Source organism: Azotobacter vinelandii CA (assembly GCF_000380335.1).
In the GTDB taxonomy this organism is placed as follows: domain Bacteria; phylum Pseudomonadota; class Gammaproteobacteria; order Pseudomonadales; family Pseudomonadaceae; genus Azotobacter; species Azotobacter vinelandii.
In genome coordinates this window covers 3175798-3190775 of sequence record NC_021149.1, presented here as the reverse complement: position 1 = coordinate 3190775, position 14978 = coordinate 3175798, and the positions used below count along the sequence as shown (strand labels likewise).

Annotated in this window: 15 protein-coding genes and 1 pseudogene; 13 read left to right on the top strand and 3 right to left on the bottom strand. The window is 61.7% G+C overall.

Annotated elements, in window-relative coordinates:
• Positions 1–184: 184 nt before the first annotated feature.
• Positions 185–1093: a LysR family transcriptional regulator gene (locus AVCA_RS14075; protein ID WP_012701634.1), complete on the bottom strand. Its 909-nt coding sequence runs from the start codon at positions 1091–1093 to the stop codon at positions 185–187.
• Between the two features lie 278 nt (positions 1094–1371).
• On the opposite strand from AVCA_RS14075, the gene AVCA_RS14070 reads away from it, so the two are divergent.
• The 3 genes from AVCA_RS14070 (at position 1372) to AVCA_RS14060 (ending at position 4845) form a co-directional block, all read left to right on the top strand.
• Positions 1372–2406 (top strand): SphA family protein, encoded by a 1035-nt coding sequence (locus tag AVCA_RS14070; protein ID WP_236616181.1) that lies wholly within the window; start codon positions 1372–1374, stop codon positions 2404–2406.
• A gap of 94 nt (positions 2407–2500) precedes the next feature.
• On the top strand, positions 2501–2971 hold the full coding sequence (locus AVCA_RS14065) for a GlcG/HbpS family heme-binding protein (RefSeq protein WP_041807261.1): 471 nt from the start codon (positions 2501–2503) through the stop codon (positions 2969–2971).
• A 179-nt stretch (positions 2972–3150) separates the two neighbouring features.
• Positions 3151–4845: a sigma-54-dependent Fis family transcriptional regulator gene (locus AVCA_RS14060; protein WP_012701630.1), complete on the top strand. Its 1695-nt coding sequence runs from the start codon at positions 3151–3153 to the stop codon at positions 4843–4845.
• A gap of 329 nt (positions 4846–5174) precedes the next feature.
• Here AVCA_RS14060 and AVCA_RS26080 read toward each other — a convergent pair.
• Positions 5175–6306: pseudogene (locus tag AVCA_RS26080) on the bottom strand (IS630 family transposase).
• Positions 6307–6352: 46 nt separating this feature from the next.
• Here AVCA_RS26080 and AVCA_RS25060 point away from each other — a divergent pair.
• Positions 6353–6919, top strand: a complete 567-nt coding sequence (locus AVCA_RS25060) for a uracil-DNA glycosylase (protein WP_012701629.1) — start codon at positions 6353–6355, stop codon at positions 6917–6919.
• A gap of 84 nt (positions 6920–7003) precedes the next feature.
• On the opposite strand, the gene AVCA_RS26075 is transcribed toward AVCA_RS25060, so the two are convergent.
• On the bottom strand, positions 7004–7345 hold the full coding sequence (locus tag AVCA_RS26075) for a hypothetical protein (RefSeq protein WP_139239936.1): 342 nt from the start codon (positions 7343–7345) through the stop codon (positions 7004–7006).
• A gap of 894 nt (positions 7346–8239) precedes the next feature.
• Here AVCA_RS26075 and AVCA_RS14045 point away from each other — a divergent pair.
• The 9 genes from AVCA_RS14045 to AVCA_RS14005 all read left to right on the top strand — a co-directional run bounded on the left by AVCA_RS14045 (position 8240) and on the right by AVCA_RS14005 (position 14957).
• Positions 8240–9169, top strand: a complete 930-nt coding sequence (locus tag AVCA_RS14045) for a catechol 2,3-dioxygenase (protein ID WP_012701628.1) — start codon at positions 8240–8242, stop codon at positions 9167–9169.
• A gap of 11 nt (positions 9170–9180) precedes the next feature.
• Positions 9181–9474, top strand: a complete 294-nt coding sequence (locus tag AVCA_RS14040; RefSeq protein ID WP_236616179.1) for a phenol hydroxylase subunit — start codon at positions 9181–9183, stop codon at positions 9472–9474.
• 58 nt (positions 9475–9532) lie between these two features.
• Positions 9533–10525: an aromatic/alkene monooxygenase hydroxylase subunit beta gene (locus tag AVCA_RS14035; RefSeq protein WP_012701626.1), complete on the top strand. Its 993-nt coding sequence runs from the start codon at positions 9533–9535 to the stop codon at positions 10523–10525.
• 9 nt (positions 10526–10534) lie between these two features.
• Positions 10535–10804 (top strand): MmoB/DmpM family protein, encoded by a 270-nt coding sequence (locus AVCA_RS14030; RefSeq protein WP_012701625.1) that lies wholly within the window; start codon positions 10535–10537, stop codon positions 10802–10804.
• Between the two features lie 10 nt (positions 10805–10814).
• The gene (locus AVCA_RS14025) at positions 10815–12332 is read left to right on the top strand and encodes a YHS domain-containing protein (protein WP_012701624.1); all 1518 of its coding nucleotides are present in this window, start codon (positions 10815–10817) and stop codon (positions 12330–12332) included.
• A gap of 225 nt (positions 12333–12557) precedes the next feature.
• The gene (locus AVCA_RS14020) at positions 12558–12914 is read left to right on the top strand and encodes a phenol hydroxylase subunit P4 (protein ID WP_012701623.1); all 357 of its coding nucleotides are present in this window, start codon (positions 12558–12560) and stop codon (positions 12912–12914) included.
• A gap of 12 nt (positions 12915–12926) precedes the next feature.
• Positions 12927–13988, top strand: coding sequence for an NADH:ubiquinone reductase (Na(+)-transporting) subunit F (locus AVCA_RS14015; protein WP_012701622.1), 1062 nt, complete (start codon positions 12927–12929; stop codon positions 13986–13988).
• A 146-nt stretch (positions 13989–14134) separates the two neighbouring features.
• Positions 14135–14458, top strand: a complete 324-nt coding sequence (locus AVCA_RS14010) for an ArsR/SmtB family transcription factor (protein WP_238529410.1) — start codon at positions 14135–14137, stop codon at positions 14456–14458.
• Positions 14459–14462: 4 nt separating this feature from the next.
• A complete protein-coding gene (locus AVCA_RS14005; RefSeq protein ID WP_012701620.1) occupies positions 14463–14957 on the top strand; it encodes an arsenate reductase ArsC in 495 nt (164 codons plus the stop codon).
• Positions 14958–14978: the final 21 nt, after the last annotated feature.

Here is a 14978-nt window from a genome sequence, read left to right as displayed (position 1 = left end):
GAGTGTGTTCGGAAGTGTCAGCGGGGAACAGGTGGTTGTACTTTCGTGTCGCGATTCGGCGAGCGATCCGTAGGCCTGTCGATCACCCGGATTGGAAACCGCAGGTAGCACATGGGACGGTATTTCCTTCGCCGGGGGCGGCGCTGCCGGGCCGGCGCGGAAGTAGCGTGTCGCATGGAAATTTTCATGGATATCGCTTCCCAGGGCTTTCCCTGAAATTTCTGATTTCGTTCAGGAAAGCCGCTAGAAGCGGCGATCCGTCATCCGCCCGGAATATGCAGCTCAAATCGATATGGGCGTTCTCGGGGAGATGGGCGAGGGGACGATAGACGACGCCGGGAAACGCCAGAACGGATGTGGTTTCGGATACGAGACAGATGCCGAACCCACTGGCAACCAGGCTGATGGCCGTGACGACATCCTCCACCTCCTGGGAGACTTGCGGTGTGAATCCGGCCTGTTGGCAAAGCCCTACCGTCTTGTCGATGAAACTGGGGCGGCTACCCGTTGGGAATAATATGAAAGGGTGGTCGGCGAGCGACTGCAAGGATACTTCGGACGCCTTGGACAAGGGGTCGTTTTTGTTTATCGCCAGAAGTAGCGACTCGTTGGTCACCAGTTCGGAAGCTATACCGGGTGTCGGTGTGAGCAATCGGTTGAATCCCAGACTGATGCGCCGCTGGAGCAGGGCTTCGATCTGCTCGTTCTTGTTCATGGTATGCAATACGACCTTGACATCCGGATAGTTCTTTCTGAAAGCCAGGAGCAGCTTGGGGATGGTGTCGAGTATCCCGGAACCGAAGGTCGCTATATCGAGTCTTCCGAGCTTGCCCCGTCCTGCCAGTTGAGTGCGCTCGGTCGCCTGTTCGATTAGGGAGTGAATATTGCGCGCCTCTTCGAGAAACAACTCGCCGGTCGAGGTGAGTTCAACTCCTCGTGGCGTACGGATGAAGAGTCGTACGCCCAACTCGTCTTCCAATTGCTGGATCTGGCGCGTCAGGGGCGGTTGCGATATATGCAAGCGAACTGCGGCCCGCCCGATGTTTTTTTCTTCGGCGACGGCTATGAAGTACTTGAGATGACGTAGATCCATGTGGCGTTACCCGGGGCGCGTTGTGATCGAATCCGGCGGCCGATGCGTGCGATGACGGCGCATTCCTGAAGAGCGGAACGCAGGCTGCGATGTCCTTTTTCCGAACTGTGTCGGAGTCGCAATCTCCGATTGCCTCGACCTTCCGATCGACTGCCGGGCGAGTTTACGCAAAGAGCCCGATACTTTCCAGGTATCGGGATCGCTGTCCAATGGTATTGGACAGCGAGGATGGGGTGGCAATAAGTTGGTGATAATTTCAGGGCGATCGATCCGGGCGAATGGATATCTTTTGCCATCGGTTTCTTGCCGGCCCTGTTCGAAGCACCATGGCCAGTCTTCGGTTTTCTTCGCATGGCTTAGCCATGAAGGCGGAAGGCGCCGCGTTAAATAAAGCCGATTATAAAAATAAAATCAGGTATGGATGTGTCATGATATTTTCCAGAATAAGAATAAGTTTGCTCTTCGGTTTTATCTGTACATACCCGGTCATGACGTTGGCCACGGAAAATGGCGCGGACTCCTATCCTTCGGGGGCGGAAGGCGTATTGGCGGGCGCCTTGCCGCCCCCTGGATTCTACGGCCAGACGTTCTATGTGAATTATCATGCGTCGCGCTTCGTCGACAAGCACGGGGATTCGATGATTCCCGGCTTCGGGCTGAATCTGAATGGCGTGGTGGAGCGTCTCATATATATGACGGAAACGACCGTCATGAATGGACAACTGGGTTTTTACGTCGCTCAGCCATTCTTCGATCTGCGGATCGCCCAGGGCGGCCAGCGCGGCGACAGGAAGGGGATCAGCGACACGCTGGCCGCGGTCATGGTGGGCTGGCACAACGGCGAACATCATTGGGCCGCGGCCATCGAAGGCGTTTTCCCGACCGGTGAATACGATCGCGACCGCATGGTCAACCTGGGCAAGAATTATTACACCTTGCGGCCAATAGTCGTCTACAGCTATTCCCAGCCGGACGGCTGGGATCTGTCCACCAAGTTGTCCTACAGTTTCAACACTGAAAATCAGGATACCGATTATCTTTCCGGACAATATTTCGCCGGCGATTTCAGCCTGGGTTACCGATTCGCGCCGGGCTGGATTCTGGCCCTGCAGGGTTATGCCTTCAAACAACTGACTTCGGACGAGTCACACGGCCATAAAGTCGGCTTTCGCGGGCAATCCCTGGCATTGGGGCCAGGTATCCAATACCAGGGCAAGGGATGGTCGCTGGAGGGCAAATATACGACCGAAACGGCCGTGGAAAACCGCCCGCAAGGGAATTACACCTGGCTGAAGCTCACTCTGGCCTTCTGAGTTTTCTTATGGCCGAGCGGAGAGAGGTTCGCCGTTCAATGCCGAATGTTCGGACATGAGTCAATCCGGCCACTTTCAAAAGGATTCGCGAACGATGAACGAAGCCTGCGACTTGTCCTTGCGGCGGCTGAATACCATCACCTTGCCCCTGGCCATGCGCGCCATGCGGGCGGCGCTGGACGAGGCCGGCGGGCTTTCCGTGCGCGTCAGCGTCGCCATCGTCGACGCGGCGGGCGGGCTGATCCATCTGGCGCACATGGACGGCGCGCCCCTGCAGTGCCGCGACATCGCCGTGAACAAGGCCCTGACGGCCGTGGGTTTCGCCGTTTCCACCGGGAGCTGGGAAATCCGCCTGAAGGAGATGTCCGACGCCGTGCGCCAGGGTCTGCCGTTCCAGCCGCGCATGGCCCTGTTCGGCGGCGGGGAGCCCATGTTGTACGAGGGGGTGGCGGTGGGGGCGATCGGCGTTTCCGGCGCCTCCGAGCAGGACGACATCCGCTGCGCGCTGGCGGCAGTACAAGCCATCCGCGACGCGCTGGAGGCCGCGGCGGGCGAGGGCGGCTGAGCCGCGCCGGCCGGTCGTTCGGCGAATGGCGCGCAGACGGGCGAATGACGTAAGTTGACGGCCGCCTGTCCCGGCGCCTTTGCCGGGGCCATGACGATAAAACCGGCCAAGAGCCGGGCAGGGGGTCGCCACCCGCATGCCTTGCCCGATGGCTCGCGAGCCGGTCGGGAGAGATGAATATGGCAGTACAACGGCTGATCGAGCGTTTCAACCTGCGTTCGAGGCTGCGTTTCGACATCGACGCCGGGCAGATCTGGCTGGACGAGAGCCGCATGCTCCTGTTCCACGCCAAGGCCGTCGGCGCCCTGCGCCGCGAGCTGTTCGACTCGCTCGGCGCCAAGCGGGCCCAGGGCTTGCTGTTCCGCATGGGCTTCGCCGCCGGCCAGCAGGATGCCGACCTGGCTTCCAAGCTGCTGGGCGAGGGCGACAACTACGACGTGTTCCAGATCGGCCCCGAACTGCACGCCTTCGAAGGGCTGGTCAAGACGGTGCTCATGGATGCGCACATCGACTGGGAGCAGGGCTGTTTCTTCGGCGAGGCGAAGTGCGAGAACTCCTGGGAGGCCGAATCCCATCTCCAGCAATTCGGCATAGGCGAAGACACCGCCTGCTGGACCCTGGCCGGCTACGCCTCCGGTTACGTCACCCGTTTCTTCCGGCGCTTCATCGTCTTCCGCGAAACCCAGTGCACCTGCCGGGGCGATCCCCATTGCGTCCTGGTCGGCAAGCCGGTCGAGGCCTGGGGCGACGACGCCTATCTGGAATATTGCCGCCCGCAGGACCTGGAGCCCTCGCTCCGGGAACTGCAGCGAGAGCTGTGGCAACTGCGCGGCGGCCAGCGCGAACAGCACGCCCCCGGCCGGCTGGTCGGCGCCTCGCCGGGGTTTCGCACGGCCTTCGATCTGCTCGGCAAGGCGGCCAGGACGCCGATCACGGTGCTGCTGCTGGGCGAAACCGGCGTCGGCAAGGAGGTCTTCGCCCGCTGGCTGCACGAGAACAGCGAGCGCGCCGAGCAACCGTTCGTGGCGGTCAATTGCGCAGCCATCCCCAACGACCTGATCGAGTCGGAACTCTTCGGCGTGCAGAAAGGCGCCTTCACCGGCGCGCAGCAGTCGCGTCCCGGCCGCTTCGAGCGCGCCGATGGCGGCACCCTGTTCCTCGACGAGCTGGGCGATCTCTCGTCCTCCGCCCAAGTGAAGCTGCTGCGCGTGCTGCAGACCGGCGAAGTCGAGCGGCTGGGCGACGACAAGGCGCGCAAGGTCGATGTGCGTCTGGTGGCGGCGACCAACGTCGACCTGCAACGGGCGATGGCCGAGGGGCGTTTTCGCGCCGACCTGTACTACCGGCTGGCCACCTATCCGGTGACCATTCCGCCGCTGCGCGAGCGCAAGTCGGACATCCCGCTGCTGGTCGCGGCGCTGCTGGAGAAGTACGCGCCCATCTACCACAAGAAGCTGCCGGGCCTGACCGACCGCGCCATGCAGGCATTGATGGCCCACCGATGGCCGGGCAACGTGCGCGAGCTGGAAAACCTGATCGAACGGGCCGTGCTGCTGGTGCCCTCGGGGACGCGGATCGAGGTCGAGCACCTGTTCGCCGGCTGCCTGCCGGCGCCGCCCTGCGGTGCCGCCGTCGACCGCCAGGGCCTGGTGGGCAATGCCGACGAGGCCCGTCGCGAACTGCTCTACGACAGCCTGCTCGACGACGGCTTCGACCTGCAGGCGCACGAAGCCCGCCTGCTCGAGCTGGCGGTGCGCCGCGCCAAGGGCAACCTGACTCACGCCGCGCGCCTGCTCGGCATCACCCGCCGGCAACTGGCCTATCGCCTGAAGCAGGCCAGCGGCGAAAACCGGCCGAGCCCGGAGCGGACCTGACGAAAGCGAACGACGGCCGGCGGGCGCTCGTCCCGCCGGACCGACGATCCTATCTGTTATCCTTCGCGACAGATTTTGCTGTCTTTTTCTCTGCTTTCTTTCTTGGATTGTCTACGAACGAATAGTGTCAGGTTGGAATGACTGCCCCGTGTCTCCATCACCAATGCTGGCAAAGCGGAGAAAATAGTACGAAAACCGGAGTTGGAAAAATTCCTTTCGGGAGGTTTGTTTTCTCCATTACAATCGAGCGGTTTTTTCTTCTGATTCTGATGCCTATTATGACAAACAAAATCATGGATGTGCCACGGATATTGCGAGTGCCTAGTATCTCAACACACTTCAATCTGCGGATATAGGCTGCGTAGCTTGACCCTCGCATCCTGGGTGGTGAACTGCCAGTTGATCTTGGCATCGAGCTGGTTGCGGCATTGCTGCCATGCGGCGACCTCCTTGCGCATCCGCTCGAGGGAGTCGATGCGCCTGTCCAGGCACTGGCCGGCGAGTACGTTGATCTCGATTTCGGCCATGTTCAGCCAACTGCCATGCTTGGGGGTGTAGACGAACTCGAAGCGATCTCTCAGGGCCTTGGCCTGCTCGGGCATAAAGGTCTCGTACAACGAGGCGGCACTGTGGGTGTTGAGGTTGTCCATCACCAGCGTGATGCGCTCGGCCCCGGACCAGGCTTGGGCGATGTCCTGCAGGAACAGCGCCCAGTCCTGCCTTTTCTTGTACTCGGTGACCTTGGCGATGCGCCGCCCGGCCAGCGGCTCACAGGCTACGAAGACGTTGCAGGTGCCAGCGCGCTCGTACTCGTATCGCGCCCGGGATGCCCCGGTACCGCCTCGAGGGGCTCGCGCACCTGGCGGATCAGTTGCCGCGGCGTTTCGTCCATGCAGACCACCGGATGGCCTTCGTCATAGGGTCGACTGTAGACATCCAGCACCTGCTCCATGGCCGCCACGAATTCCCCGCTGGCCTTCGGCGGGATCACCCAGCCAACCTTGCGCCACGGCTTGAGTTCGTTTTTTTTAGGGCACGTCGCACCGTCTCCGACGACAGCGAGTCTACATATTCCAACTCCACCGCACGCTCGGCCAGCAGTTTGAGCGTCCAGCGCGCATGACCTTCGGGAGCAGGTCCGCAGCTCAGGGCGATCAGGCGTGCCTCGAGTTCGCCGTCGATCTTGCGGGCGTATTCGCGCCGGGGTTTCTTTCTCACCAGCACCGACTCCAGACCTTCCTGCACGCAACGCCGCTTGAGGTTGTCGATCTTGCGTTGGCTCACGCCCAGCATCTGGGCGATCTGTGCACTGGTCTTGCGCGGCCCCTGGTCTTGCGAGCGGTCGCAGGCCAGCAGGATCAGGGCGTTGATGACTTGGCTTGCCGCGGTCCTGCCTTTGCTTGTCAGCTCTTGCAACCGCGCTCTTTCTTGAGGACTGAGGATGATTCTGTAATGTTCCATGCCGACATTATGCATGACGCAGATTTAGCTGTGTCATAACACTAGTATGGTTGTGCAGCGTAAGCAAATGCTTGGGGAAAAGCATATCGCGCCGCTTGCTCAGTATGTAGATAGTTTACGGGCGAAGCATCCAGATTGGGAGTTTCAGGATTTCGACCCGCTTGATGGTGGGATAGGTGCGGATATGCTCTTCCTGCTTGAAAAGCCTGGTCCAATGACTTCCTCAACCGGAAAGCGTAAGGGGTCGGGATTTATCTCACGGAACAATGATGATCCAACCGCAGAGGCACTGTTCAACTTTATGGTGCAAGCGGAAATACCTCGCAAGCGAACCGTGCTTTGGAATGTCATTCCGGGATGGAATAAAACCATCAAGACGACCCGTGAAGAAGTGCGTCGAGGGATTGATGAGTTGATGGACCTGCTGCCGTTACTACCTAAAGTCCAAACTGTAGTATTGGTGGGTGGTAAAGCGAAAATGGCACTTCCATTGATTCAGGTGATAGGTTTGCACGTCTTTACGTCCGCCCATCCGAGCCCCAAGGTTCGCAGCGTCTACCCTGATTTATGGAGGGCGATACCAGAGCAATGGAGGCAGGCGAGTCAAGTATAGTGCTTGGGGTCATCGTCTAAGTAGGTATGAATAAAAACTAAGTAATCTCCGGTAGGTCCGGAGACTTATTTTTTTATTGATCTGTCAACTGGCAGTGTTAGCAACTGAGCCTCGGCTAGTCACATCCGAACTTTGCTCAGTTTTGGCAATTTCAAATAGTACTTGAACCAGTTTTCTAGGAGAAACATTATCCCAACGAATATAAGAGTCAGATGTGCCGGGTCGCTCTTCTTCTCCAAGAACCTTCCGGCATATCTGCTGATGATCGCAAGATGCCATTACAGAAACTTGCTCATTAGGTTGCTCCCAAAAATATGTCAGACCTCTAAGATTGCTTTTTTCGATTTTCTTCTTTTCATCGTTTTTATTTTGACAAGAAATATTTACAAGCATGATATTTCCTTTTTGATTTAAGTGCTCGGTCATCTTATGGGTTGCTAGCGTGCCAAAAAGGTATTCTTGCTTTTTGGTGTTTTCAATAATTTTCGATTGTCTTCAATTGGCTTGTTGGATATACCTGAATGAGCTAAAGCCATTTTATGGCCCAGATGCGTTTTGCCGATGCGAAGAGTGGGCCGGTAAACGCCAACATATCTGGTGTGAGAGCAAATGAGGTAGGTGGAGCTATAGGTCGGATTATTGGCGTTGATTGAGTTATTCTACTCCGAGGCTGAGAATGATTGTAAGCCGTACCAGCTAGAAATCCTGCCGCGTATCAACTTTTTTAAAAAAATGGTTATTTTTTCAATAGTCTGAAACGATTTTGGATGGGTCGGCTGACTGCGGTTGAACGGAGAACGGTTTGAGTAGGTATAGCTCCGTTTTCCCAAAAACGACTTGCGAATTAAGTAGCAGGAGGCGATCTCAAGTTTCGCTCTAATTTGCGTGCTTTCCTTCATTACAGGAGCGCGCCCTGTATTAGCCAGCAAAGACCGTCACGCCACTCATAAATTTGACAAGACGAACACTTAGATTTTTTCCCTGTCCGCCATCCGCCATCCGCCATCCGCCATCCGCCATCCGCCATCCGCCATCCGCCATCCGCCTGCGTCGCCGTGTTGCCGCGTCCTGTCGTCGCATTTGTGCGCCGCACCATGACGTTTTTGTCAGGCCAGCGGGCGACCCGACGAAAACGTCAGGCCGGGCCTTTCCGCCGATGCCTGAAAATTTCAATAAATTCCTTTTGAATCAATCGATTATGAGATGTGGCACCGTCCCTGCAATGTCACTGGCGTAGTTCGCAAGACCCGTCTGCCGGAGCCGTTCCAGGGCGCCGCGCGGACGTCACGACCACACAAGGCCAGATAACGGAGACAACAAATGGCGTTGACAGGTGTGTTGCGGCCGGGCCATGCCCAGGTTCGCGTGCTGAATCTCGAAGAAAGCATCCGTTTCTATCGCGACGTGCTGGGCCTGGTGGAGACCGGGCGCGATGCCCAGGGACGGGTGTACTTCAAATGCTGGGACGAGCGTGACCACCACAGCTACGTGATCCGCGAGGCGGACAGCGCGGGGCTCGACTTCCTCGGCTTCAAGGTGCTGGATAAGGCCACCCTCGAACGACTGGAGGCCGACCTGCGCGCCTACGGTCTGCAGACCACCCGCCTGCCGGCCGGGGACCTGCTGGAAACCGGCGAGCGGGTGCGTTTCGAGTTGCCGTCGGGGCACCTGATCGAGCTGTATGCGGAGAAGACCATCGTCGGCAACGGGGTCGGCCTCATCAACCCGGCACCCTGGGACGGCGCGCGCGAACACGGCATAGCGCCGGTGCGCCTGGATCATGCGCTGCTCTACGGGCCGAACATCGCCGAGGTGCAGAAAATCTTCACCGAGGTGCTGGGCTTCTACCTGGTCGAGCGCGTGCTGACTCCCGATGGCCAGGACAATGCGGCGATCTGGCTGTCCTGCTCGCACAAGGTCCACGACATCGCCTTCGCCGAATACCCGGAGAAGGGCAAGCTGCACCACTGCTCGTTCCTGCTCGACACTTGGGAGCAGGTGCTGCGCGCCGGGGACATCATGTCGATGAACCAGGTCGCCGTGGACATCGGCCCGACCCGCCACGGCGTCACCCGCGGCTGCACCATCTACGCCTGGGACCCCTCCGGCAACCGCTTCGAAACCTTCATGGGCGGCTACCAGCCGTATCCCGACTACGAGCCCCTGACCTGGACCTTCGACAATTTCGGCCAGGGCCTCGATTTCCCGCAGCGCAAGCTGCACGAAACCTTCCTCAGCGTCGTGACCTGAGGAGGCCGGCCATGGCTTCTTCCGAGCCGACAGAGGAGATGGTGCCGGCCGCGCTCGACACCCGCCGGCGCTTCGTGCGGGTGACCGGAGAGCGAGGTAACGGCTTCGTCGAGTTCGACTTCGCCATCGGTGAGCCGGAACTGTGCGTCGAGATGATCCTCGGCCGCGAGGCCTTCGCCGAGTTCTGCGCGGCCAACCGGGTGGAGCTGCTGCCAGCCGCCGGTCCGGCCGCGCAGGGCGAGGTGAGCGACTGGGACTGGCGCCTCTCCGATGCCACGCGAACCCGCTTCAAGCAACAGCCATAACGAAAACAACGACAAGAAAGGCGCCGCGCCCAGGGCAAGGCGCCAGCAGGAGACGTTCATGCAAATCGACCTTCGCACGGTCAGTATCCAGCCGTTGCGCAACACCTTCGACCATCTGGTCCGCCGTTTCGGCGACAAGCCGGCCTCGCGCTACCAGGAAGGCAGTTATGATATCCAGGCCGCCGAGAACCTGCACTACCGCCCGACCTGGGACCCGGAGCAGGAACTCTACGACACCGGCATCACCCGGATCGTCATGCAGGACTGGTACGCCCTGAAGGACCCGCGCCAGTTCTACTACAGCACCTACACCCTGACCCGCGCCCGCCAGCAAGACAGCGCCGAGGCCAGCTTCGCCTTCGTCGAGAGCCGTGGCCTGGCCGAGGCGCTGTCCGACGAGCTGCGCCGGACCGCCCTTGATCTGCTGGTGCCGCTGCGCCATGCCGCCTGGGGCGCCAACCAGAACAACACCTTCATCTGCGGCTACGGCTACGGCACCGCTTTCACCCAGCCGTGCATCTACCAAGCGATGGATAACCTGGGCATCGCCCAGTACCTGTCCCGCCTCGGCCTGCTGCTCGGCGGCACGGAGGCGCTGGAGGCCGGCAAGGCCGCCTGGACGAGCGGCGACGCCTGGCAGCCGCTGCGCCGCTACGTGGAGGATTGCCTGGTGCTGCGCGACCCGTTCGAGCTGTTCGTCGCACAGAACGTCGCCCTCGACGGGCTGCTCTATCCGCTGGTCTACGAGGCGCTGGTCGACGACCACCTGGCCGGTCGCGGCGGCTCGGCGGTGGCCATGCTCACCCAGTTCATGAGCGACTGGTTCGCGGAAACCGGCAAGTGGGTGGACGCCGTGCTCAAGGTCGCCGCCGCCGAGTCGGAGCACAACCGCGCGCAACTGCAAACCTGGATCGGCGCCTGGAGCGAGCGCGCCGCCGCGGCGCTGCTGCCGGTGGTCGGGCAGGTGCCCGGCGCCGAGGCCGACGAACTGGTCGGCGAACGGGTGGCGGCCTTCAAGGCGCGCCTCGAAAAAACCGGCATCGCGCTCTGAGAGGTTTCCATGTCCACCGTATTCATCGCCCTGCAAGCCAACGAAGAAACCCGCCCGATCATCGAGGCGATCGCGTCCGACAATCCCCTCGCCCTGGTCCATCGCGAGCCGGCGATGGTCAAGATCGACGCGCCCAACCGCCTGGTCATCCGCAAGGAGAGCATCGAGGAGCGGATCGGTCGCCGCTACGACCTGCAGGAACTGCAGATCAACCTGATCACGCTTTCCGGCAACGTCGACGAAGACGACGACAGCCTGACCCTGACCTGGAACGACTGAGGACCCCGCCATGGACATGAAATCCGCCAACAGGAAGCTGAGCCTCAAGGACAAATACCGGCTGTTCACCCGCGATCTGGGCTGGGAGCCCAGCTATCGCACCAGGGAAGAAATCTTTCCCTACGTGCAGTACGAGGGCATCAAGGTCCACGACTGGGACAAGTGGGAAGACCCCTTCCGCCTGACCATGGATGCCTACTGGAAATACCAGGCCGAGAAGGAGCGCAAGTTCTACGCGATCATCGACGCCCACGCGCAGAACAACGGCCACCTGCACATCACCGACGCGCGCTACCTGTCGGCGCTGAAGATCTTCCTGCAGGCGATCAGCCCCGGCGAGTTCTGCGCGCACAAAGGCTTCGCCCGCGTCGGCCGCGAGTTCCCCGGCGTCGGCACCCAGGTGGCCTGCCAGATGCAGGCGATCGACGAGATCCGCCACGCGCAGACGCAGATCCACGCGCTGTCCAACTACAACAGGTTCTACAACGGCTTCCACGCCTTCGCCGAGCAGCGCGACCGCATCTGGTACACCTCGGTGGCCCGCTCGTTCTTCGACGACGCCATGAGCGCCGGACCGTTCGAGTTCATGATCGCCATCGGCTTCAGCTTCGAATACGTGCTGACCAACCTGCTGTTCGTGCCCTTCATGTCCGGCGCCGCCTACAACGGCGACATGGCCACCGTGACCTTCGGCTTCTCGGCGCAGTCCGACGAGGCGCGGCACATGACCCTGGGCCTGGAGTGCATCAAGTTCATGCTCGAGCAGGACCCGGACAACCTGCCGATCGTCCAGCGCTGGATCGACAAGTGGTTCTGGCGCGGCTTCCGCGTGCTCGGGCTGGTCAGCACCATGATGGATTACATGCTGCCCAAGCGCGTGATGTCCTGGCGCGAGGCCTGGAACATCTACGGCGTGGAGAACGGCGGCGCGCTGTTCAAGGACCTGGCGCGCTACGGCATCCGCCCGCCCAAGGGTTGGAACGACGCCGAGGAAGCCGTGGACCACATGTCCCACCAGCTCATGCTGGGCCTCTACCAGTGGAGCTTCGGCACCGCCTTCCACGCCTGGATTCCCTCCGACGAGGACATGGACTGGCTGGCGAAGAAATACCCGGAAACCTTCGACCGCTACTACCGTCCGCGCTGGATGCACATCAGGAAGCTCGCCGCCGCCGGCACGCCGTTCAAGAACTACGGCCTGGCCAAGCTGTGCCAGTGCTGCCAGTTGCCGGTGGTGTTCACCGAGCCGGGCGACCCGACCCTGAGCTGCCACCGCGAGCGGGTTCACCAGGGCGAGAAGTACCACTTCTGCTCCGACCACTGCCAGGCGCTGTTCGAGAACGAGCCGGAGAAATACGTACAGGCCTGGCTGCCGATGCCGCAGTTGTTCCAGGACCTGCAGGGCGACCTGACGGCCTGGATGGACTGGGTGTTCCTGCGCGACGGCGAGGACAACGGCGACTACGCCGACTCCCTGGACCGCCGGAACTTCGAAGCCTGGCGCGCCATGGCCACCTCCAACCAGTAAGTGCCGGGCAGCAGTGGGGCGTCGCGTAGTCAGTCGGTAGGGTGGAAAACCGCGTAGCGTTTTCCACCACCCGCTGCCCGCCACGGCGGATGGCTTCGGCCATCCACCCTACGGCCGCGGGAGCGGATTCATCCGCGACCGGACGATTCGCCGGCGTCGCGAACGGGCCCGCTCCCGCAGGCGCCCATCGCTGCCACGCGCAACACAACAAGAAGGAGCACGAACATGCCCGTAACCGCACGCAAGACTTACCTCGGCGTACCCCGCGACCGCGTCGAGAATTTCCACGGCAAGCAACTGGTCTACGTCAGTTGGGACCATCACCTGCTGTTCGCCGCGCCCTTCCTGCTCTGCCTGTCGCCGCAGACTCCCTTTGGCGATCTGGTCCAGAAGGCGCTGTTGCCGCTGCTGCAGGCCGATCCCGACGCCGCCGCCATCGACTGGCGCCAGGTCGAATGGCTCAAGGACAACCGCCCCTGGACCCCGGACTTCGGGCGCAGCCTGGCCGACAACGGCATTGGCCACAAGGACCAGTTGCGCCTGCGTACCCCCGGCCTCGACAGCCTGTACCGAGTGCACTAGGGAGGACAGGGCATGAGCTACCAACTGACCATCGAACCGCTCGGCCAGACCGTCGATATCGCGGAGGGCCAGAGCATCCTCGACGCTGCGCTGCGCGCCGGCATCTACCTGCCGCACGCCTGCGGCCATGGCCTGTGCGCCACCTGCAAGGTGCAGGTGCTGGACGGCGAGGTCGAGCACGGCGAGGCTTCCAGCTTCGCCCTGATGGACTTCGAACGCGAGGAGGGCAAGTGCCTGGCCTGCTGCGCCAGCGCACAGGGCGATGTCGTCATCGAGGCCGAGATCGAGGAGGACCCGGACGCCGAGAACCTGCCGGTGCGCGACTATCCCGCCAGCGTCAGCCGCATCGAGCGCCTGACGCCGACCATCAAGGCCGTCTGGCTGAGGCTCGACGCCCCCGAGGGCATGTGCTTCCAAGCCGGCCAGTACGTCAACCTGGCATTGCCCGAGGGCATCGGCAGCCGCGCCTTCTCCATCGCCAGCGCGCCGCAGGCGGGCGGCGAGATCGAGCTGAACATCCGCATCGTCCCCGGCGGACGCGGCACCGGCTACGTCCACGAACGGCTCGCGGTCGGCGACCGCCTGAGCGTCAGCGGTCCCTACGGACGCTTCTTCGTGAAAAAGTCCGCCGACCTGCCGGTAATCTTCATGGCCGGCGGCTCCGGGCTGTCCAGCCCGCGCGCGATGATCCTCGACCTGCTGGCCGAAGGTTTCGCCAAACCGATCACCCTGGTCTACGGCCAGCGCAACCGCGAGGAACTCTACTACCACGACGAATTCCTCGCCCTGGAGCAACGGCACGCCAACTTCCGCTACGTCCCGGCGCTCTCCCACGAGCCGGAAGGCAGCGACTGGCGGGGTTTCCGCGGCTTCGTCCACGAGGCGGCCAGGGAATGCTTCGGCAACGACTTCCGCGGCCACAAGGCCTACCTGTGCGGCCCGCCGCTGATGATCGACTCCTGCATCGACACCCTGATGCAGGGCCGCCTGTTCGAGCGTGACATCTACACCGAGAAATTCATCTCGGCGGCCGATGCCCAGCAGGTGAGGAGTCCGTTGTTCAAGGCGATCTGAGAGCTTGTTCACGATCGCGCGGGCCGCCGGTGGGCGGCCCGTGTTTTTTCGAAGCCCGCGAATCCGACGGTGAAACGCCGGGACGCCATGCCACCGAGAGAGCATTTCCCTTTTCAATGATTCAATGAATGTTGTATCTTCGAACCATGAACGAAGATCAAGCTGTTTCCGCCCTGAGCGCCCTGGCCCACACCCAGCGGCTGCGTGTATTCCGCGCCCTGGTCGTCGCCGGCCCGGAAGGACTGACGCCCAGCGTCCTGGCCGACCGGCTCGGCGTGGCCCGCAACACCCTGTCCTTCCATCTGAAGGAGCTGGCCCATGCCGGCCTTGTCACGGTCGAACAGCAAGGCCGCAATCTGATCTACCGCGCCGAGTACGGCCACATGAACGGCCTGATCGGTTACCTGACCGAGCATTGCTGCGAAGGCGGCGTCTGCGAGGTTTCCGCTTCCCCTTACTGCGACTGCTGACGCCATGGCCGACACCACCTACAACGCACTGTTCATCTGCACGGGCAATTCGGCCCGTTCCATCCTCGCCGAAGGCATCTTCAACGGGTTGGGCAAAGGCCGCTTTCGCGCCTGGTCGGCCGGCAGCCACCCAAAGGGCGAAGTACACCCGCTGGCGCTCGCCACGCTGGAACGGCTGCACCTGCCGACCACCGGCTACCGCAGCAAGAGCTGGGATGAGTTCACAAGGCCCGACGCGCCGGTGTTCGATTTCATCTTCAGCGTCTGCGACAACGCCGCCGGCGAAGTCTGCCCGATTTGGCCGGGCAAGCCGGTATCGGCCCACTGGGGCGTGCCCGATCCGGCCGCCGTCGAGGGCACCGAGGAACAGCGACGCAAGGCATTCCACGATGCGGCCATCGCGCTGCGCCGGCGCATCGAACTGTTCCTGTCGCTGCCGCTCGAGCGGCTCGATGCCCTGTCGTTGCAGCGCGAGCTGCGTAGCATCGGCCAGCAGTGAGGAGGTCGCTCGATGTCCATG